20 protein-coding genes are annotated in these 20082 nt (G+C 58.7%); 13 read left to right on the forward strand and 7 right to left on the reverse strand.

The window, feature by feature from the left end:
- Positions 1-39: 39 nt before the first annotated feature.
- A complete protein-coding gene (locus LZU96_RS06265; RefSeq protein WP_233987505.1) occupies positions 40-624 on the reverse strand; it encodes a hypothetical protein in 585 nt (194 codons plus the stop codon).
- Positions 625-805: 181 nt separating this feature from the next.
- Positions 806-2224 (reverse strand): PLP-dependent aminotransferase family protein, encoded by a 1419-nt coding sequence (locus tag LZU96_RS06270; protein ID WP_233987506.1) that lies wholly within the window; start codon positions 2222-2224, stop codon positions 806-808.
- A gap of 87 nt (positions 2225-2311) precedes the next feature.
- Between LZU96_RS06270 and LZU96_RS06275 the strand changes: the two genes are divergently transcribed.
- Complete coding sequence (locus tag LZU96_RS06275) at positions 2312-2755, forward strand: rhodanese-like domain-containing protein (protein WP_233987507.1); 444 nt, start codon at positions 2312-2314, stop codon at positions 2753-2755.
- Between the two features lies 1 nt (position 2756).
- Here LZU96_RS06275 and flk read toward each other — a convergent pair whose 3' ends face one another.
- From flk to LZU96_RS06295, 4 genes are all read right to left on the reverse strand, one after another.
- Positions 2757-3794 (reverse strand): flagella biosynthesis regulator Flk, encoded by a 1038-nt coding sequence (flk, locus tag LZU96_RS06280; RefSeq protein ID WP_233987508.1) that lies wholly within the window; start codon positions 3792-3794, stop codon positions 2757-2759.
- Between the two features lie 114 nt (positions 3795-3908).
- Positions 3909-5414 (reverse strand): tripartite tricarboxylate transporter permease, encoded by a 1506-nt coding sequence (locus LZU96_RS06285; protein WP_233987509.1) that lies wholly within the window; start codon positions 5412-5414, stop codon positions 3909-3911.
- 10 nt (positions 5415-5424) lie between these two features.
- Positions 5425-5856, reverse strand: coding sequence for a tripartite tricarboxylate transporter TctB family protein (locus tag LZU96_RS06290; protein ID WP_233987510.1), 432 nt, complete (start codon positions 5854-5856; stop codon positions 5425-5427).
- A gap of 12 nt (positions 5857-5868) precedes the next feature.
- On the reverse strand, positions 5869-6849 hold the full coding sequence (locus tag LZU96_RS06295) for a Bug family tripartite tricarboxylate transporter substrate binding protein (RefSeq protein WP_233987511.1): 981 nt from the start codon (positions 6847-6849) through the stop codon (positions 5869-5871).
- Between the two features lie 120 nt (positions 6850-6969).
- Here LZU96_RS06295 and tctD point away from each other — a divergent pair, with 120 nt between their 5' ends.
- Together tctD and LZU96_RS06305 are read left to right on the forward strand one after the other, a co-directional pair.
- Positions 6970-7641 carry a transcriptional regulator TctD gene (gene tctD, locus LZU96_RS06300; RefSeq protein ID WP_233987512.1) on the forward strand — a complete coding sequence of 224 codons (672 nt, stop codon included), beginning with the start codon at positions 6970-6972 and terminating at the stop codon, positions 7639-7641.
- Complete coding sequence (locus LZU96_RS06305; protein WP_233987513.1) at positions 7632-9020, forward strand: sensor histidine kinase; 1389 nt, start codon at positions 7632-7634, stop codon at positions 9018-9020. The genes tctD and LZU96_RS06305 overlap by 10 nt, the downstream gene beginning before the upstream one ends.
- Here the strand turns inward: LZU96_RS06305 and LZU96_RS06310 are convergent.
- Positions 9001-9900 (reverse strand): DMT family transporter, encoded by a 900-nt coding sequence (locus LZU96_RS06310; protein WP_233987514.1) that lies wholly within the window; start codon positions 9898-9900, stop codon positions 9001-9003. The two genes, LZU96_RS06305 and LZU96_RS06310, sit on opposite strands and share 20 nt — an antisense overlap.
- A 97-nt stretch (positions 9901-9997) precedes the next feature.
- On the opposite strand from LZU96_RS06310, the gene LZU96_RS06315 reads away from it, so the two are divergent.
- The 10 genes from LZU96_RS06315 (at position 9998) to purF (ending at position 20043) form a co-directional block, all read left to right on the forward strand.
- Positions 9998-10777 (forward strand): AraC family transcriptional regulator, encoded by a 780-nt coding sequence (locus LZU96_RS06315; protein WP_233987515.1) that lies wholly within the window; start codon positions 9998-10000, stop codon positions 10775-10777.
- A 55-nt stretch (positions 10778-10832) separates the two neighbouring features.
- Positions 10833-11966 (forward strand): 4-phosphoerythronate dehydrogenase PdxB, encoded by a 1134-nt coding sequence (gene pdxB, locus LZU96_RS06320; RefSeq protein WP_233987516.1) that lies wholly within the window; start codon positions 10833-10835, stop codon positions 11964-11966.
- A gap of 103 nt (positions 11967-12069) precedes the next feature.
- Positions 12070-13077, forward strand: a complete 1008-nt coding sequence (locus LZU96_RS06325; RefSeq protein WP_233987517.1) for an aspartate-semialdehyde dehydrogenase — start codon at positions 12070-12072, stop codon at positions 13075-13077.
- Between the two features lie 2 nt (positions 13078-13079).
- Positions 13080-13883: a tRNA pseudouridine(38-40) synthase TruA gene (truA, locus tag LZU96_RS06330; RefSeq protein ID WP_233987518.1), complete on the forward strand. Its 804-nt coding sequence runs from the start codon at positions 13080-13082 to the stop codon at positions 13881-13883.
- 28 nt (positions 13884-13911) lie between these two features.
- Positions 13912-14574, forward strand: a complete 663-nt coding sequence (locus tag LZU96_RS06335) for a DedA family protein (RefSeq protein WP_233987519.1) — start codon at positions 13912-13914, stop codon at positions 14572-14574.
- Between the two features lie 149 nt (positions 14575-14723).
- Positions 14724-15638: an acetyl-CoA carboxylase, carboxyltransferase subunit beta gene (accD, locus tag LZU96_RS06340; RefSeq protein ID WP_233987520.1), complete on the forward strand. Its 915-nt coding sequence runs from the start codon at positions 14724-14726 to the stop codon at positions 15636-15638.
- Between the two features lie 94 nt (positions 15639-15732).
- Positions 15733-17001, forward strand: coding sequence for a bifunctional tetrahydrofolate synthase/dihydrofolate synthase (gene folC, locus LZU96_RS06345; RefSeq protein ID WP_233987521.1), 1269 nt, complete (start codon positions 15733-15735; stop codon positions 16999-17001).
- Positions 16991-17737, forward strand: coding sequence for a cell division protein DedD (dedD, locus tag LZU96_RS06350; protein WP_233987522.1), 747 nt, complete (start codon positions 16991-16993; stop codon positions 17735-17737). Before folC ends, dedD begins: the two co-directional genes overlap by 11 nt.
- Before the next feature lie 265 nt (positions 17738-18002).
- Complete coding sequence (gene cvpA, locus LZU96_RS06355; RefSeq protein WP_031376251.1) at positions 18003-18488, forward strand: colicin V production protein; 486 nt, start codon at positions 18003-18005, stop codon at positions 18486-18488.
- Positions 18489-18525: 37 nt separating this feature from the next.
- On the forward strand, positions 18526-20043 hold the full coding sequence (gene purF / locus LZU96_RS06360; RefSeq protein ID WP_233987523.1) for an amidophosphoribosyltransferase: 1518 nt from the start codon (positions 18526-18528) through the stop codon (positions 20041-20043).
- The last annotated feature ends 39 nt before the right edge of the window (positions 20044-20082 follow it).

The following is a 20082-nucleotide window of genomic DNA, read 5'->3' on the forward strand; positions in this document are numbered from 1 at the left end:
AGCCTCGCTGTCAGCAGCGAGGCTCGCAGGCAACCGGCTTCAGGTAATCTGCTTGCCGATGAAACGCTTGTCATACCATGCATCCAGGGTTTCCAGCATTTTTGCCGCTTCCTGGGCGGTAAAGCCGTAATAGCGCGTGCTTTTCGAAACATTGATCACCAGCATCGGTACTTCAGCTCGCGTATGCAAAAAATCAAAGTGGTAATCCACCTCGTTGTTTTCAAATAAATAGCCAACAATATTGCCTGCCGGGCGTTTCATCACGATATGTTTATTATCAGAGGCGTTGTTGTTTGCCCACGCTAAAAAGTCACGTATAGGTTTGGTTTGTGCCGCATAGTTATCGCGGGTGAAACCGAGGTAACTTACGTCGTCGTTGTGATTGATATGTTTTGACAGTGCAATTTTATTATTGTCATCCGATATCTTAATGTCGAAATCCATCTTTTCCGCGCAGTCGGTGAATTTGGGTTTGTAGTTGCAGGCGGAAAGATTGCCAACGGTATACATTTCATAAAAACGGCCATTGGCATACTTATCAAACGTATCAAAAGCGGTGCAGGCGGATAATGTTGCTGCGCAAAGTAAAATTGCCGGAATAAAACAGGGCTTCAAGATATTCATCTCCGTTGAATTAAAACGGGATAATACAGCATCTCATTTCGCAGGAGAAGAATGGGAGGCGGAACGAATAGCGTAAAAAAATAAACGAGGCACAGACCTGAATAGAGCCGCAGGTTGGTTCTTCGCTATATTCCATTCAGACTGACCAAAACGGCGCGCGTCACTCCGGTGAAATGCGCGCTTAATTATCCCTGAATAACCTCGCCAGCTTCGCGCATCCCGCCACGATCTCATCCGGCGTCAGCGCCGCATAGCCCAGTATCCAGCCTTGCTGACGCGCCGGTCCGGCATAAAGCGGGCTAAGACGCGGCAGCAACAGGCCGATCTGCGCGGCCCGGGCGGTTAACTGTGCCTCATTCTGCGCTAACTTCACCGTTAGCTGTAATCCGCCGCCGCTGTCGATCGGGGTGATCCACGGCGTCAGCCGCTGGTTAATCTGCTCGATCAACTGCTCACGCCGGCTGCGATAAAGCTGGCGCATCAGCCGCAAATGGCTGGCGAAATGGCCCTGTTGCAGAAAAGCCGCAGTAACGGCCTGTGGCAGCAGGGCGCTGTGACCATCCAGCACGCTGCGTGCCTGGCCCAGCGGTGCCACCAGCGCCGGCGGTACCACCATCCACGCCAGCCGCAGCGAGGGAAACAGTGATTTGGAGAAGGTGCCCAGCGTGATCACCCGCTGATGGCGATCCAGTCCCTGCAGCGCAGGAATCGGACGTTCGTCGTAGTGAAATTCGCTGTCGTAATCGTCTTCGATCAGCCAGCTCTGGTTGCGCTGTGCCCAGTCCAGCCATGCCAGACGTCGCGGAAGGCTCAGCGTGATGCCGGTAGGATAATGATGCGATGGCGTCAGATACATGAGCTTTGCACTGCCGCTGGTGGGTAGGGCTCCTTCGGCATCGACCGCAATCCCGCGCAGCTGGGCGCCTGCAGCCAGAAAGGCATTGCGCGCACCGGGATAGCCCGGCTCCTCCATCCACACCTCATCACCAGGATCGACCAACATCATGGCAAGTAACTGCAGCGCCTGTTGTGAACTGGTCAGAATGATCACCTGTTCCGGCTGGCATGTCAGGCCTCGGGAGAGCGCCAGGTAATCTGCGATAGCGCTGCGTAACGGCAGATAGCCACAGGGATCGCCATATCCCATCGCGGCGCTGCCCAGTGAACGCTGCACGTTACTGCTCAGGCGTCGCCAGGTCTCATGAGGAAAAGCGCGTAACTCCGGTGAGCCGGCAGCAAACGCGTGCGGAAACGGCGGGTCCTGGCAGCCACCGGTTGCCAGCACCTGCTGACCGCGAGCCGAAAAATGAGCCGGCTGATGAATCGCAGACGGCGCTGACGGCGCGGGCATAGTAATCGCCACGAAGCTGCCGCGCCCGGTTTCACGCCGCAGATAGCCTTCACTCTCCAGCTGACCGTAAGCCGCCTCTACCGTAACGCGCGACAGGTTGAGATCGCGGGCCAGCTGGCGGGTTGAGGGCAACTGCTGGCCAGCGTGCAGATGATGACGGCTAATCGCCAGCCGCAGGGTGGTACACAGCCGTTCGCGCAGGCCGCCGGTGGCCTGATGCTGAAAAAGTTGCAACAGCGGTGAGCGCATAAGGGTCTTATCCGGTAAGCAAAATCGGTCTCAGAGAGCAGTCCACTTTGCCGTAAACTGCGGGCACACCACAACAGGAGAATCATAATGTCATCGGTATTACGTATTCCCGCCGCCACGCCGCAGCAGAGCCTCGATTATTTACAGGTAAAACTCGCTTATTACACCGATGCCTGGGATCTGGCGGAAGATCTGGCGCAGCGCCAGCCTGAGATAGTGGTGATTGATGCGCGCGCCACCGCGGTCTACCGCACGGGTCATATCTGCGGGGCGATCAGTTTTCCCCATCGTGAAATGGATGCGGTCAGCACCGCGCAGCTTGATCGCAGCAAAGTCTATGTTACCTACTGTGACGGGATTGGCTGTAATGGTTCGACTAAAGCGGCGTGGAAACTGGCTGCGCTGGGCTTTCAGGTAAAAGAACTGATTGGCGGGCTGGATTTCTGGAAGCGCGACGGCCATCCGCTGAGCTGGGGAGATGCGCCGGGCGAGTGGCCAGTGGCCGCGCCCGACGCCGCCTGCGGCTGTTAACTCACAGTACCAGCCAGAAGATAAACAGCACCAGCAGTACCACGGCTATCCCCAGCATCGGGCGTTTTGCCAGCGGCTGCAGCGGCTGCGGCAGTGAGGTAACAAACGGCGACCAGATTGGCTGCGGCTTGATCTCGCTGGCGGCCAGCGGCTGTTCGTGGATCTTTTCGGCGCGACGGCTGAACAGGAAGTTCAGCAGATCCTGGGTCTGAGTCACGGTCAGTACCGTTTGCGGTGTCGCCTGGAAACGCTGCTGGCTGTAATCCTCCAGCAGGCGCTGCTCATGCTGATCGAGCGGCTGCTTCAGCGACGCTTCCAGCAGTTGCAGCGTCGGCGCGCTGTGCTGACTCAGGGTCTGGCGCACCTGCAGATACTGCGTCAGCAGCGGGAAATGACGTGACGGGATCGGATCGCCGCTGGTCAGGTTCACCAGCTTCAGCGCTGCGGTCCAGAGTTTACCGGTCGATTCGCCAGTGGCGGCGGCGAGGCGCACCACCTGCTGATTCAGGGTCTGATGCTCGGCGGGTAACAGGCTGCGATCGCTGACGCGGGTCTGCTGCGGCTGTGGAATCGCCATCTGACCGTTCTGCAGCATGGTCAGGACCTGACGCAGCTGATCCTGGCTGAGCGCGCTCAGTACCGTCTGACCAAATTGCTGACGAATGAAATCGCTGACTGCCTGGCGATTATTGCCTTTCGGCAACAGATCGGTGAGCTGCGTCATCAGCTGACGGGTTGCATGACCGGTCTGCGCCTGGGTCAGGCGGGCATTCAGGTACTGCTCTGCCGCCGGAAAATGGCGCGACTGCAGCTCTGCTTCACTCTTAACGCCCACTTCATGACGCACGCCAGCCCACAGCTCAGGCGCTTTCAGATTACTGAGCGAAAGAATACGCACGATCAGACGTTCTAACGTGGTGCGCTGGGCAGGGGAGAGTGGCTGCTCACCCGCCACCGAACCGGGACGCGTCGCGCCGGTTTGCGGATTGACAGATGAACGATCGCCGACCGGCACACCGGGGCCGCTGAGAGGTTGCATGGCGGATTCCTTGGGGAAAACAGAACAGCGTGGGGTGCGCCGGAAAATGAATGCGCCATGATAGCAAAAGCCCCCGGGAAATCCCACGGGGGCGCACGCGTTTCGGCGGGAGATTTACTCTTCTGCCAGCTTCAGACGATGACGACGCCAGCGTTTCCAGATTGGCGGCACAACCAGCACGGCAATCGCCAGCACCAGCAGCACTTTGCAAATCAGGCTTTCCCACAGGATGACCATATTTCCGTTGCTGATCGACAGCGCACGACGCAGGTTCTGCTCCAGCATTTCACCCAGCACAAAGCCCAGAATTAACGGCGACATCGGAAAATCCATCTTACGCAGGATATAACCGAAGATCCCCAGCCCGACCATCAGCAGCAGATCGAAGGTGGTGCTGTGTACCGCGTAAACGCCAACCGCTGAGATGGCGGCGATGGCCGGCACCAGGAACCACAGCGGAATGGTCAGCATACGGGCGAAAACGTTGATCATCGGGATGTTCATGACCAGCAGCATCACGTTGCCGATTAACAGCGCGGCAATGAGACCCCAGACGATATCAGGCTGTTCAACAAACATCGCCGGTCCCGGCGTGATGTTATACAGCGTTAACGCGCCGACCATCACCGCGGTCGTGCCCGAGCCGGGGATCCCCAGCGTCAGCATCGGGATAAATGAGCCACAGGCGGAGGCGTTGTTTGCTGCTTCCGGCGCGGCCACACCGCGAATATCGCCTTTACCAAACTGATCGCTGCCGCTGATCTTCTTCTCGGTCATATAGGCGATGGCGCTGGCAATGGTTGCACCGGCACCCGGCAGCACCCCGACGAAGAAACCGATGAAAGAGGAACGCAGCGTGGCGCCGGTGACCATTGCCGCTTCTTTCATATTGAACATCATGCGTCCGCTGGCCCGTACCGCTTTCTGTCCGCCGCTGGTCGACTCCAGCATCAGCAGAATTTCGCTGACCGAGAACAGGCCAATCACCACCACCACAAACTGAATACCGTCGGAGAGATGAACGCTGTCAAAGGTAAAGCGGTAGACGCCGGTATTGGCATCGACGCCCACCGTGGCCATTCCCAGCCCAATCAGCGCGGCGAGGAACGATTTCAGCGGGTTATGGCTCATCATGCTGCCAAGACAGGCGATGGCGAATACCATCAGGGCAAAATATTCCGCCGGACCAAACGCCAGCGACCAGCTTGCCAGCAGCGGAGCGAACAGAATAATGCCGATAATGGCGATGGTGGAACCGATAAAGGAGCTGACCGCCGAAATCGACAGGGCAACGCCCGCCTTGCCCTGTTGCGCCATCGGATAGCCATCCAGCGCGGTCATGATCGCACCGGCATCCCCCGGTACGTTAAGCAGAATAGACGAGATACGTCCGCCATATTCACAACCGATATAGACCGTGGCCAGCAGAATCAACGCCGATTCCGCCGGTAAGTGCAGCGCAAAAGCCAGCGGCATCAGAATCGCCACGCCGTTAATCGGGCCAAGACCCGGCAGCAGGCCGACAATGGTACCGATAAAGCAGCCAATCAGGGCGATCAGCAGGTTCTCTGGCGTCATGGCGACGGCAAAGCCCTGCATTAAAAAGGACCAGGTATCCATGATGCTCTCCTTAACTCAGCCAGCTGCCGACCGGAAGGGTCACTTCCAGCAGGCGATCAAAGGCATAAAACAGCGCACTGCCCATCACTATCCCGGCCAGCGCCGCTGCCCACCAGCGCGCGCCAAACAGCAGACCGATGCCGAAAGTCAGCAGCGTGGTACAGACAGCAAAGCCCAGCGTTTCAAACAGCCAGCCATAGAGCATCATCATCAGCGCCAGCGCCACCAGCCGTTTCAGCGTACTGGCGGGCGGCCAGTGAATGGTGTCGGGTTTGCGAAACAGCATCAGCAGGGCACAGATCGCCATCAGGCCGAGGATCGCCATCGGGAAGGGCCGTGGCCCCACCGGTTCATAGCTGTATTCGCTCTGGATTTGCCAGGCTACCACCATGCCGCCGAGGCACAGCGCCAGCCACAGGCCTGCAAAAATACGATCGCTCATCGCATGCTCCTGTTATTTGGCCAGGCCAAATGATTTCGCCTGCTCACGGTAATCCGACACCTGCTTTTTCACGTAGCTGTCGAGCTCCTGGCCAAACATATTGAATTCGAACAGGCCGCGCATATCACGCTGCTTTTTGAATTCCGGGGTATCCACCATTTTTTTGAACGCCTGCTCCCACCACTGGTAATCGGCGTCGCTGACTTTCGGGCCGAGGTAGTAACCGCGGATGACCGGCCAGACGATGTTGAAACCTTGCTCTTTGGCGGTAGGCACCTGCGCCAGCTGGCCCGGCAGACGCTGCTCGGACATCACTGCCAGCACCCGCATTTTGCCGCTCTGCAGATGTGGCACCATTTCACTCATGTCGCCGGAGACCACCTGAATATGATTGCCGAGCAGTGCAGTCACCGGCTCACCGCCGCCTTCAAAGGCGACATAGCGCATCTTGCGTGGATCGATACCCGCTTCGCGCGCCAGCAGGGCGGTTTTCATCCAGTCCTGGCTGCCGATAGACGCGCCGGCACCAACGACTACTTTGGTCGGGTCCTCTTTCATTGCCGCCATCAGTTCACCCAGGGTTTTCCACGGCGCATCGTCACGCACCGCCACCATGCCGTAGTCGGTTCCTACTGCTGCCAGCCACTTCACATCGTCCACCGAGTAGCGGCCAAATTTGCCCTGCGACAGGTTCAGCAGCGAGCCGCCCGAGAAGGCGACTACCGTGCCAGCTTCAGCCGGGCGCTGGGCAATAATCGCGTTGTAGGCAACCGCGCCGACGCCGCCGGGCATGTAGGTGACGCGCATCGGCGTCTCAATCTGTTTGGTTTCCTGTAGCGAAACCTGCAACAGCTTACAGGTGAGGTCAAAACCGCCACCCGGTTTGGCCGGTGCAATACATTCAGTGCGGCCTGGACCCTCGGCGGCGATTGCAGCAGGCACCATCAGCGCCAGCAAGGCGGTGGTCAGGGCGGTATGGATTATTTTTTTCATCGGAGGCTCCATTCATTCTTCCAGAGTGTGATTGCTGCCGAACTATTGGCGTTACCGAATTGTTAAAACAATTACCTTTCATTTACCTTTCACTGCCCGGATTTAATGACAGGATGTGATATGCGTCTCTTACTGGTGGAAGATACGGCTGACCTGGCGCGCTGGCTGCAGAAAGCGCTGACGCAAAAAGGCTTTGCCGTTGACTGGGTAGCTGATGGCGTTGCCGCCGATCACGCCCTGCAATGTGAAGCCTATGCGCTGGTGGTGCTGGATGTCTCGCTGCCGCGCATCGATGGGCTGGAAGTGCTGACGCGGTTGCGGCGGCGCGGACAGAGCGTGCCCGTTTTGCTGCTGACGGCGCGCAGTGCGCTGGACGATAGGGTGCGCGGCCTGAACCTCGGGGCGGATGACTACCTGACCAAGCCTTTCGAACTGGATGAACTGGAAGCGCGACTGCGTGCGCTGCTGCGGCGCAGCCAGAGCCAGGCCGCGCAAACGCAGTCGCTGGGCCAGCTGGTGCTGGATGGCGAAGGCTATTTCCTGCTGTGTGACCGGCCGCTGGCGCTGACGCCGCGTGAATCGAGCATTCTGACGACGCTGATGCAGCGCCACGGCCGGCCGGTTTCCCGTCAGCATCTGTATGAACAGACTTTTAGCCTGGCGGATGAGGCCAGCCCGGAGAGCATTGAGCTCTATGTCCATCGGGTGCGGAAAAAACTGGCGGGCAGCGATGTCGCCATCGTGACGCTACGCGGACTCGGCTACAGCCTGGAAACGCTGCCGTGCGGCTGATCCATTCGCTACGCGGCGAACTGCTCGCCTGGCTGGGTCTGCCGCTGCTGCTGCTGTGGGCGCTGTCAGTTTACACCCATTATCAGAGCGGGCTGGCGGCCGCCAATCAGGCTTACGATCGCTCGCTACTGGCCTCGGCGCGCACCGTGGCAGAACGGCTGGTGGTGCGCCAGCATCATCTGGAGGTGGATGTCCCCTGGGTGGTGCTCGACAGTTTCGAACGTAACATGAATGATCAGCTGTTTTATCAGGTGATCTCCCCGCAGGGAAAGACGCTGTCCGGTTATGACGATCTGCCGCCGATCCCGCCCGCCAGTAAAATGTCGACCGCTTATCCGGCGCTGGTGCACTTTTATGATGGACGCTATCACCAGCACCGTATTCGGGTCGCGGCGCTGTGGCAGCCGGTGAGCGAGGCGGGCGTTGACGGCATGGCGCTGGTGCTGGTGGCGGAAACCGTCAACTCCCGGCAGGAGTTTGCCCGCGGGCTGATGCGTACCGCGCTGATCAGCCAGAGCGGGCTGGTGCTGATGACGCTGCTGCTGGCCAGCCTGATGCTGCGCCGGGTGTTACGCCCGCTGCGGCGGCTGTCACGGATTGTCTTGCAGCGCGACGGCGGAGAATTAACCCCGTTGCCCTCGCTGCCGTGGTCAGAACTGCAACCGCTGATCATCGCCTTTAACCGCTATCTGGAGCGTCTGCGCGGCCTGCTGGCACGTCAGGATCGCTTCAGCGCAGATGCCGCCCATCAGTTGCGCACGCCGCTCACCATCCTCAAAACCCAGGTGAGCGTAGCGCTCAGCAGTGAACGGCCCGAGCAGTGGCAGGAGAGTCTGCTGGGTATGCGTCATACGCTGGATGAGACCATCTTACTCACCGATCGGCTGCTGCAGCTGGCGCGTATCAAGGCGCGTCACGGTGAAGATAAGCCGATGATGCGGGTCGATCTGGCGGTCATCGTGCGTGAAGCCTGCCTCAGTCGCTACACGGCGGCGCGCACCCGGCAAATCGATCTCGGCTATGAGGGCGAGGAGAGCAGTCAGGTGATCGGGGATGGTGTGCTGCTCGGCGAGCTGTGCGCCAACCTGCTGGACAACGCGATTAAATATACTCCGCATCAGGGTATCGTTACCGCGCGGGTGGTAGCGGGAAAACTGGAGATTGAGGACAGCGGACCGGGCATTGACGGAGCAGAGCAGTTGAAAGCGCTTCAGCCCTTTCAGCGGCTGGATAATGTCGGAATGCAGCCCGGTGCCGGAATCGGGCTGGCGCTGGTACAGGATATCTGTGCCTGGCATGGTGCCAGTATGCAGCTGGATCGCAGCCCGCAACTGGGCGGGCTGCGCGTGACGGTGCGGTTTACAACCGACGCAGGCTGACGGGCTTAGGCCGGGTCAGCGGGGTGCGCAGCCACTGGGCCAGCATCACCCCGAACAGCGTCAGACCGCCGCCAATCCAGTGATAGCTGTGCAACTGCTCATGCAGAAACATCACCGCGATCAGCGCGGTAAACACCGGGATCAGATTCATAAAGATACTGGTGGTGCTGGCTCCCAGACGCTGTACGCCGTGGATCCACAAAAACGGCGCGATGATTGAGGCAAACAGACCGGCAAAGGCGACCAGCGGCAGATTGTGCCGGTTCAGCGCCACCTCAGGTGCCAGCAGAAAGCCAGGCAACAGCAGTACGACACCGAATAAAATCTGCACATAGAGGCTGTGCCAGATCGGCAGCGGCAGCGCCCAGCGCCGGGTCAGCACGCCATACAGCGCATAGGCGGCGGAGGCGGCCAGCATCAGCAATTCGCCTTTGCCCAGGCCCTGATGCAGCAACTGCATCACATTACCTTCACTCACCAGCCACACCAGGCCAATGAACGAGATAATGCTGCCGAGCAGGATGCCGAGCGTCGGAGCGATCCGCAGGATCACCACGCTAAGCAGCACCGTGAGCAGCGGGATCAATGCGCCAATAATCCCCATAAACAGCGCGCTGACGCTCTGGGCCGCATAGTAGGCGAGGCTCTGATAGAGCACCATGCCCAGCAGGCCAAGGATCAGCAGCCGCCAGAGATGCGGCCGGATCGCCTGACGCGTCCGCCAGATACCGGGCAACACAAACGGCGTCAGCACCAGCAGCGCCAGCAGCCAGCGATAAAAGGAGATCGCTGCCGGATCGATTGCCGTTGCCGACAGCTTGCTGACAATCGAGTTGATCGACCAGATCAACACCGCGAACAGCGGATACAGGAAAAACATGCTCACTCTCCACAGGCTAAGATGAGGCGCAGTGTACGCTTGTCCGGATTTATCCAGATAGTTAATATCAGACAAAATTAATCGCTCTCCGGACATAATGACCTTACAGATTACCTACCAGCCGCCGCTGGACGCACCGCAGCTGCACTACTTCATGCGTTTCGAACAGGCCAACGCTCATACCGAATATCTGCCGCATACTCATGACTGGGGTCAGCTGATCTTCGTAAAAAGTCATGTGCTGGAGATGCGGGTGGAGGGCGAGCGGTTGCTGACGCCGGCCGATATCCCGGTGTGGATCCCGCCGGGTCACCGGCACAGCAGCTATAACCATCGTCAGGCGCAGTTCCGCACCTTTAATCTCGCCGCCACGTTATGCAGCGGCCTGCCGCAGCGCGCCTGTCTGTTAATGGTCGATCCAATTGTTCACGCCATCATGGATGAGTTTGCCGGCCAGCAGATTGAGCAGCCGGTCACCGAAGCGCAGTGGCGGTTGTGTGAGGTGCTGCGCGATCGCCTGCCGCTGGCGCAGGTGCAGGAGAGCTATCTGCCGACCTCAACCGATAAATTCCTGGCGCCGGTGCTGCACGCGCTGGAGGCTAATCCGGGCGATAACACCACGCTGGCAGGCTGGGCCGCGCGGGTTTTTACCACCGAGCGGACGCTGGCGCGGCGCTGTCAGCAGCAGCTGCATATGACCTTTGGCGAATGGCGACAGCGGCTGCGTTTTCTGCGCGCCATTGTGCTGCTGGAGCAGGGCGCCAGCGTGCAGAGCATCGCCCATGATCTCGGCTACAGCTCCGCATCGGCGCTGATTGTGATGTTCCAGCAGCAGGCCGGCACCACGCCGGATCGTTACCGCGCGCGGTTAGGCTAACGCGTCGCTTTGTGCCAGAATAATGGCCTTTATTGCAACAGACAGGAAAGCCGTGGTGAAGATTCTCGTCGATGAAAATATGCCGTATGCCCGTGAGTTGTTCAGCCGTACCGGAACAGTAGTGGCGGTACCGGGTCGTCCATTGCCGGCGGCGGAGCTGGCCGATGCCGAGGGTCTGATGGTGCGGTCGGTGACCCAGGTGAATGAAGCGCTGCTGGCCGGTAAGCCGGTGAAGTTTGTCGGCACTGCCACCGCCGGCACCGACCACGTCGACGAAAACTGGCTGCAGCAGGCGGGCATTGCCTTTTCAGCCGCGCCGGGCTGCAACGCCATCGCGGTGGTGGAGTATGTCTTCTCCTCGTTGCTGCTGCTGGCGGAACGTGACGGTTTCCAGCTGCGTGACCGCACCGTCGGCATCGTCGGTGTCGGCAACGTCGGCGGACGGCTGCAAAAACGGCTGGCGGCGTGGGGCGTTAAAACCCTGCTGTGCGATCCGCCGCGTGCCGACCGCGGCGACGAAGGCGAATTTCACTCGCTGGAGACGCTGGTTGAGCAGGCGGATATTCTGACCTTCCATACGCCGCTGTTCAAATCGGGGCCGTACAAAAGCTGGCATCTGGCGGATGCGGCGTTACTGATGGCGCTGAAGCCCAACACCATTCTGATCAACGCCTGTCGCGGCCCGGTGGTTGATAACGCCGCGCTGCTGGAAGTGCTGAAGATGCGTACCGACCTCAGCGTGGTGCTGGACGTCTGGGAGCCGGAGCCGGATCTGTCGCTGGCGCTGCTCGATAAGGTGGATATCGCTACGGCGCACATTGCAGGCTATACCCTCGAAGGCAAAGCGCGCGGCACCACCCAGGTATTTGAAGCCTGGTGTGACTTCATTGGTCAGCCCCAGCAGGTGCCGCTCAGCAGCCTGCTGCCGGTGCCGGAATTCAGCGACATCACTCTGAATGGCCCGCTGGATCAGGCAACGCTGAAACGGCTGGTGCATCTGGTGTATGATGTGCGCCGCGATGATGCGCCCCTGCGAAAAGTGGCGGCTCAGCCTGGCGAATTTGATCGCCTGCGTAAGCAGTATCAGGAGCGCCGCGAATGGTCCTCGCTGCAGGTCTGCTGCGATGACGCCGCAACCGCTGAGATGCTGACCCATCTGGGTTTTAACGCAACGCTCTCTTCCCGATAGTTCGTGCCCTGGCACGACGGCCTGCGGGCAGGGAAAAATCCGAATCCCTGGGCGGTGAGATCACCGCCTTCTGTTTTTATGTCATTGTCTGGAGTAAACCAACATGTCTGACGGCTGGAATATTGCGCTACTGGGCGCGACAGGCGCAGTAGGGAACGCTGTACTGGAATTGCTGGCGGAACGCCAGTTCCCGGTTGGTGAATTGTATCTGCTGGCCAGCGAAAACAGCGCCGGTGAGATTAAACGTTTTGAAGGCCGCTCGGTGCGGGTCGAAAACGCGGCGGAATTTGACTGGTCGCAGGCGCAGCTGGCCTTTTTCGTAGCCGGTCGCGATGCCTCGGCCCGTTTTGCTGATGACGCGGCGAACGCCGGTTGCTTAGTGATCGACAGCAGCGAGCTGTTTGCACTGGAACCTGACGTGCCGCTGGTGGTGCCCGATGTGAATCCGCAGGTGCTGGCCGACTACCGCAACCGTAACATCATCAGCGTGGCGGATAACCTGGTTAGCCAGTTGCTGACCGCCATCAAACCGCTGATGGATGCGGCTGGCTTAGGCCGGTTACAGGTCACCAATCTGATCTCCGTCTCCAGCTACGGCAAAGTGGCGGTGGATGCGCTGGCCGGTGAGAGTGCCCGGCTGCTGAACGGCATCCCGGCGGATGAACACCACTTTGGTCGCCAGCTGGCGTTTAACCTGATGCCACAGCAGGCTGATGCGGAAGGCAGCGTAGAAAGCGAGCGTCGCCTGGTCGATCAGGTGCGTAAAGTCCTGCAGGATGAAGGTTTACCGATTGCGGTCAGCAGCGTGCAGGCCCCGGTTTTTTACGGCAATGCGCAGATTGTGCACATTGAAAACCTGCGTCCGCTCGCGGCTGAAGAAGCGCGTGCGGAACTGGCGCTGGTGTCAGACATCTCGCTGAGCGAAGAGGATTCAGTCCCGACACCGGTCACCGATGCCTCCGGCAACGGCGCGCTGAGCATCGGCGGCGTGCGAAACGATTACGGCATCCCGGAGCTGCTGCAGTTCTGGTCAGTGGCCGACAATATCCGCTTTGGCGGCGCGTTGATGGCGGTGAAAACGGCTGAGAAACTGGTTCAGGAGTACCTGTAACCATGTCCGACGGTCAGACGCAAAAACTGGCGCTCGGCATCGAGTATGACGGCAGCCGCTATTACGGCTGGCAGCGTCAGCAGGAAGTGCGCAGCGTGCAGGAGAAGCTGGAGCACGCGCTGTCAAAAGTGGCCGATCATCCGGTCAGCGTGTTTTGTGCCGGACGCACCGATGCGGGCGTCCACGGCACCGGACAGGTGGTGCATTTTGAAACCACTTCGCAGCGGGCGGATGGGGCCTGGACACTCGGCGTGAACGCCAATCTGCCGGCAGATATCGCGGTACGCTGGGTGAAAGCGGTGCCGGATGAATTTCATGCCCGTTTCAGCGCCACCGCCCGACGCTATCGCTATCTGATCTACAATCAGCGGCTGCGTCCGGCGGTACTGGCGCAGGGCGTGACCCATTTTTATCATCCGCTGGATGCTGAAAAGATGCATCGCGCCGGGCAGTGCCTGTTGGGGGAGAATGATTTCACCTCGTTTCGCGCCGTGCAGTGTCAGTCGCGTACCCCGTGGCGCAACGTGATTCACCTGAATGTGACGCGTCAGGGGCCGTACGTGATTGTTGATATTAAAGCCAACGCCTTTGTGCATCACATGGTGCGCAATATCGTTGGTAGCCTGATGGAGATAGGCTGCGGCAATCAGCCGGAGTCATGGATGGCAACGCTGCTGGCGGCGAAGGATCGGACATTAGCCGCAGCCACAGCCCGGGCAGAAGGGTTGTACCTGGTGGCGGTGGATTACCCATCCCACTTTGCGTTACCACAGCCGTCGATGGGACCGTTGTTCCTCGCGGATTAATTCACTTTAGGGCTTAAAAGGGCGCGTTATGGAGTTTATCCATTTTCTGGTTGATTTTATTTTGCACATTGATGTGCATCTTGCCGAACTGGTTGCGCAGTACGGTATCTGGATTTACGCTATTTTGTTCCTGATTTTGTTCTGCGAAACCGGTTTAGTGGTGACGCCCTTCCTGCCCGGTGATTCGCTGTTGTTTGTCGCGGGCGCACTGGCGGCGCTGCCTGGCAACGATCTCAATGTGCATCTGATGGTGGCGCTGTTAGTGGTGGCGGCGATCCTGGGTGATGCGGTCAACTATACTATCGGCCGTCTGTTCGGCGAGCGGTTGTTCAGCAACCCGAACTCAAAAATTTTCCGTCGCAGCTATCTGGATAAAACCCATGCGTTTTATGCCCGTCACGGCGGTAAAACCATTATTCTGGCGCGCTTTGTGCCGATTGTTCGTACCTTTGCGCCGTTTGTTGCCGGTATGGGCCACATGTCCTATCGTCACTTTGCGCTGTTCAACGTCACCGGCGCGCTGGCCTGGGTCCTGCTGTTCTCCTATGCCGGTTACCTGTTTGGCGATCTGCCGGTGGTACAGGAAAACCTGAAGCTGCTGATCGTCGGCATTATTCTGGTCTCGGTATTGCCGGGCGTGATTGAAGTCTGGCGTCATCGCCGCCAGGCAAAGCAGCAGAAGCAGCCCTGAACGGCAGCTTCGCTCAGGGGTAAGACCAGATTTTTATCCACAGTCTGAACGGGTTGTGGTTTAATGAGCGACATTTACCGTCTGCTGAAGCGGTTTTCAGCAGTATCAAGACGACTGGACCAGGTCAGTTTTAAACAGAAAGGTCATCAATGAGCTGGATTGAACGCATTCTTAATAAAAGCAACGTTACGCCTGCGCGCCGCGCCAGTATCCCGGAAGGGGTCTGGACCAAGTGCGACAGCTGTGGCCAGGTTCTCTACCGTGCCGAGCTGGAGCGTAATCTTGAAGTCTGTCCGAAGTGTGACCATCACATGCGTATGCACGCCCGTGAGCGCCTCGGCAGCTTCCTCGATCAGGGCACCCTGGTTGAGCTCGGCAGTGAACTGGAACCCAAAGATCTGCTGAAGTTCCGCGACTCGAAAAAGTACAAAGATCGTCTGATTGCTGCGCAAAAAGCGACTGACGAGAAAGATGCGCTGATCGTGATGAAGGGCCAGCTGCATAGTATGCCGGTTGTGGCGGCCGCCTTTGAATTTGCCTTTATGGGCGGTTCAATGGGTTCAGTAGTGGGCGCTCGCTTTGTGCGTGCGGTTGAGCAGGCACTGGAAGATAATTGCCCGCTGATCTGTTTCTCCGCCAGTGGCGGGGCGCGTATGCAGGAAGCGCTAATGTCGCTGATGCAGATGGCGAAAACCAGCGCCGCGCTGGCTAAAATGCAGGAGCGCGGTCTGCCTTATATTTCGGTACTGACCGACCCGACCATGGGCGGCGTGTCAGCCAGTTTCGCCATGCTGGGCGATCTCAACGTGGCGGAACCGAAAGCGCTGATCGGCTTTGCCGGTCCTCGCGTAATCGAACAGACCGTGCGTGAAAAACTGCCGCCGGGCTTCCAGCGCAGTGAGTTCCTGATTGAAAAGGGCGCGATTGATATGATCATTCGCCGTCCGGAAATGCGGTACAAACTGGCAAGCCTGCTGGCGAAAATGATGAACCTGCCAGCACCGCTGCACGATGGTGAAGAGTCTGCCCCGGCGACGACTCAACCGGAGAGCAACGAGGCCTGACAGGAGATAGAGAGGCGCGCCCGTCGCGCCTTTTACCAATGCACCGTATACCTCAGCCTCCGTCTGCCGGGTATAAATAAGCAAAACGGGACATATGGACAATCTTCACCTCCCTCAAGCCACGTCGCCTTTGGCCACGTGGCTTTATTATCTTGAGCACCTGCATACTCAGGCCATCGAACTGGGCCTGGATCGTATTCGCCAGGTGGCGCAACGTCTCGACCTGCTGAAACCGGCTCCCTTCGTCTTCACCGTCGCCGGTACCAACGGCAAAGGCACCACCTGTCGCACGCTGGAAACGCTGCTGATGGCGGCTGGCTATCGCGTTGGTGTCTACAGTTCGCCGCATCTGGTGCGCTATACCGAACGGGTACGGGTTCAGGGCCAGGAGCTGAGCGAAGCACAGCACTGCGCCAGTTTCGCCGACATCGAAGCCGGACGCGGTGACATCTCTCTGACCTATTTCGAATTTGGCACCCTGTCAGCGCTGAAGCTGTTTCAACAGGCGCAGCTGGACGTGGTGATCCTGGAAGTGGGTCTCGGCGGACGGCTCGATGCCACCAATATTGTGGATGCGGATGTCGCGGTGGTCACCAGCATCGCGCTCGATCATATCGACTGGCTTGGCCCGGATCGGGAAAGTATTGGTCGTGAGAAAGCGGGCGTTTTCCGGGCCGGTAAACCGGCGGTAGTGGGTGAACCTGATATGCCGCGCAGTATTGCGGCGGTGGCCAGTGAAAAGGGCGCGGCGCTGCTGCAACGCAACCGTGACTGGTCTTACCGTGAGCAGCCGGAAAGCTGGTCGCTGCGTGACGCGCACGGCGAGCTGAACGATCTGCCGCTGCCGCAGGTACCGCTGCCGAATGCAGCGACGGCGCTGGTGGCGCTGCGCGCGTCCGGGCTGCAGGTCAGTGAAGCGCAGATCCGCGCCAGCCTGCCGTTAGCCATGCTGCCGGGTCGCTTTCAGACCCTGAGTGAATCGCCACGGGTGATTCTGGACGTGGCGCATAATCCGCACGCGGCGACCTATCTGGCGTCACGCCTGGCGACGCTGCCAAAAACCGGCAAGGTTCATGCGGTGGTGGGTATGCTGCATGACAAAGATATTGCCGGCACGCTGGCGGCGCTGTCACCGGCGGTGGATCGCTGGTACTGCGCGCCGCTCGACGGGCCTCGCGGGGCCACCGCGGCGCAGCTGCTGGAATGGCTGCCGCAGGGTGAGGCATTCAGCACGGTAGAACAGGCCTGGCAGCAGGCGCGCCAGCAGGCGCAGCCGCAGGACATTGTGCTGGTGTGTGGTTCGTTCCACACCGTGGCACAGGTCATGGAATCGATTGAAACGGAGAAAGGGCGTGGCAAGTAAGTTTCAGAACCGTTTAGTCGGCACCGTTATTCTGGTCGCCGTCGGCGTGATTGTATTGCCGGGGCTGCTGGACGGGCAGAAGAAGCACTATAAAGAGGAGTTCGCTGCCATTCCGCTGGTACCGAAACCGGACGATCAGCAGGACAGCGAGATGGTGCCGCCGGTGACCCAGACGCTGCCCGCGCAGCCGCCGGAAGGTGCCGGTAATGCGGTCAGCAGCAGCAATGGCAAAACCAGCGCACCGGCTGATCAGGGACGGACCAGACCGGCAGAAGAGAGCGAGCCCGCCGTGGTCACGCCACCGCCGGTCCATCAGTCAACGCCAGTGCAGGTGAAACCCAAACCGGTCGAACAGCCAAAACCGAAGCCGGTTGAGCAGCCGAAGCCAAAACCGGTCGAACAGCCAAAACCGAAACCGGTTGAGCAACCCAAACCGGTAGAGCAGCCGAAGCAGACTGAGCAGCCGAAAGCCGCGGAACCCGTCGCGCCTGCGGGTCAGGCCTATGTGGTTCAGCTGGGCGCACTGAAAAATGCCAGCAAAGTGAATGAGATTGTCGCGCAGCTCCGGCTGTCGGGTTATCGCGCCTTTACCGTGCCGTCAACGCCGGTACAGGGACAGATCACCCGCATTTACGTCGGACCGGACGCCTCAAAAGCTAAAATGCAGAGTGCAGTCGGCGAGCTGAAAGGTATCTCCGGACTGGGCGGTGTGGTGAAGCCATACAGCGCGCGCTAACCCTGGCGATTGGCGCTGCCGATAACAGTAACAGGCAGCGCCTTTAGCGCCATAGCACAGGCGGCTAACGTGGCGAAACGGGTAAAAAAATGATGATTTTCAACGGGCTGACCGTCAGGGAATCAACCAGGCGACGAAGGTTTTTTTCATCGCCTTTTTTATGGATGCAGAACAGGAAAACCGCTACGCAAACGTTTTCTTTTTCTGTTAGAATGCGCCCCGAACTGGATGCAGGGGTGCAATGGCACTGGCGCTGGAAGAGTTCATGATCTGGATTGATTACGTCATTATTGCGGTAGTTGGTTTTTCGGCTCTGGTCAGCCTGATCCGTGGGTTTGTCCGGGAAGCCTTATCTCTTGTTACCTGGGGATGCGCGTTTTTTGTCGCCAGTCATTACTACGCCTACCTTGCAGTCTGGTTTACAGGGTTTGACGACGAACTGGTTCGTAACGGTATCGCCATTGGGGTGTTGTTTGTCGCCACCCTGATTGTCGGTGCGATTGTGAATTACGTGATCGGCTCGCTGGTGGAAAAAACCGGCCTGTCGGGAACCGACCGGGTGTTGGGCGTCTGTTTCGGGGCGTTGCGTGGTGTGCTGATAGTAGCCGCTTTGCTGTTCTTCCTCGATACTTTCACCGGCTTTTCAAAAAGTCCGGACTGGCAACAGTCTCAACTCATTCCCGAGTTCAGTTATATAATCAGGTGGTTTTTCGATTACCTGAAAAGCACGTCGAGTTTTTTACCCCGGTGATGCGACCGGGAGTGCGGCTTAATGAGGAAATGACAACATGTGCGGTATTGTCGGTATCACCGGTTTCATGCCGGTCAACCAGTCGATCTATGACGCGTTAACGGTGCTCCAGCACCGCGGGCAGGATGCCGCAGGCATTTGTACTATCGATGCGCTGAAGTGCTTCCGTCTGCGTAAGGCCAATGGCCTGGTCAGCGACGTTTTCGAAGCACGCCACATGCAGCGTCTGCAGGGCAACATGGGGATTGGTCACGCGCGTTATCCTACCGCGGGCAGCTCAAGTGCCTCTGAAGCGCAGCCATTCTACGTAAACTCGCCGTACGGTATCACGCTGGCACATAACGGTAATCTGACCAACGCCCACGAACTGCGTAAGCATCTGTTCGAAAAAGGCCGTCGTCATGTGAATACCACCTCAGATTCTGAAATTCTGCTGAATATTTTTGCGCAGGAGCTGGATCGCTTCCAGAACGATCCGCTGGAAGCCGACAATATTTTTGCTGCCGTCGCGGCGGTGCACCAGCAGGTGCGCGGCGCCTATGCGGTGGTGGCGATGATCATCGGTCATGGCATGGTGGCGTTCCGCGATCCGAACGGCATCCGGCCGCTGGTGCTGGGCAAACGCGTAATTGCGGATGGCCGTACCGAATATATGGTCGCCTCGGAGAGCGTGGCGCTGGATACGCTGGGGTTTGAATTTATCCGTGACGTTGCGCCGGGTGAAGCGGTCTACGTCACTGAGCAGGGTCAGCTCTCGACCCGCCAGTGCGCCGAAAACCCGAAAAGCAATCCCTGCCTGTTCGAGTACGTCTACTTTGCCCGTCCCGACTCTTTCCTCGACAAGATTTCGGTCTACAGCGCCCGTGTCCGTATGGGTACCAAGCTGGGTGAGAAAATTGCCCGCGAGTGGGAAGATCTCGATATCGATGTGGTGATCCCGATTCCGGAAACCTCGACCGATATCGCGCTGGAAATTGCGCGCATTCTCGATAAACCCTATCGTCAGGGCTTCGTGAAAAACCGTTACGTTGGTCGTACCTTTATCATGCCGGGCCAGCAGTTGCGCCGCAGCGCTGTGCGCCGCAAGCTGAACGCTAACCGCGCCGAGTTCCGGGATAAAAACGTGTTGCTGGTGGATGACTCCATCGTGCGCGGCACCACCTCTGAGCAGATTATTGAGATGGCGCGTGAAGCCGGTGCGAAGCGGGTTTACCTGGCGTCAGCGGCACCGGAAATTCGTTTCCCGAACGTCTATGGCATTGATATGCCTAGCGCCACCGAGCTGATTGCTCACGGGCGTGAAGTGGAAGAGATTCGCCAGCTGATTAAAGCCGATGCGCTGATTTTCCAGGACCTCGACGATCTGATCGAAGCGGTGCGTGAAGAGAACCCGGATATTACCCAGTTTGAATGTTCGGTGTTTAACGGGGTTTACGTGACCAAAGATGTCGATCAGCAGTATCTGGAGTATCTTGAATCGCTGCGTAATGATGATGCTAAAGCGCTTCAGCGGCAGAATGAAGTTGAGAACCTCGAACTGCACAACGAAGGCTAAGCGCCAGCGTTAAAGCAGAGAAAGCAGGGCGGGAGCAAT

Source organism: Pantoea agglomerans (assembly GCF_021397715.1).
Taxonomy (GTDB): domain Bacteria; phylum Pseudomonadota; class Gammaproteobacteria; order Enterobacterales; family Enterobacteriaceae; genus Pantoea; species Pantoea astica.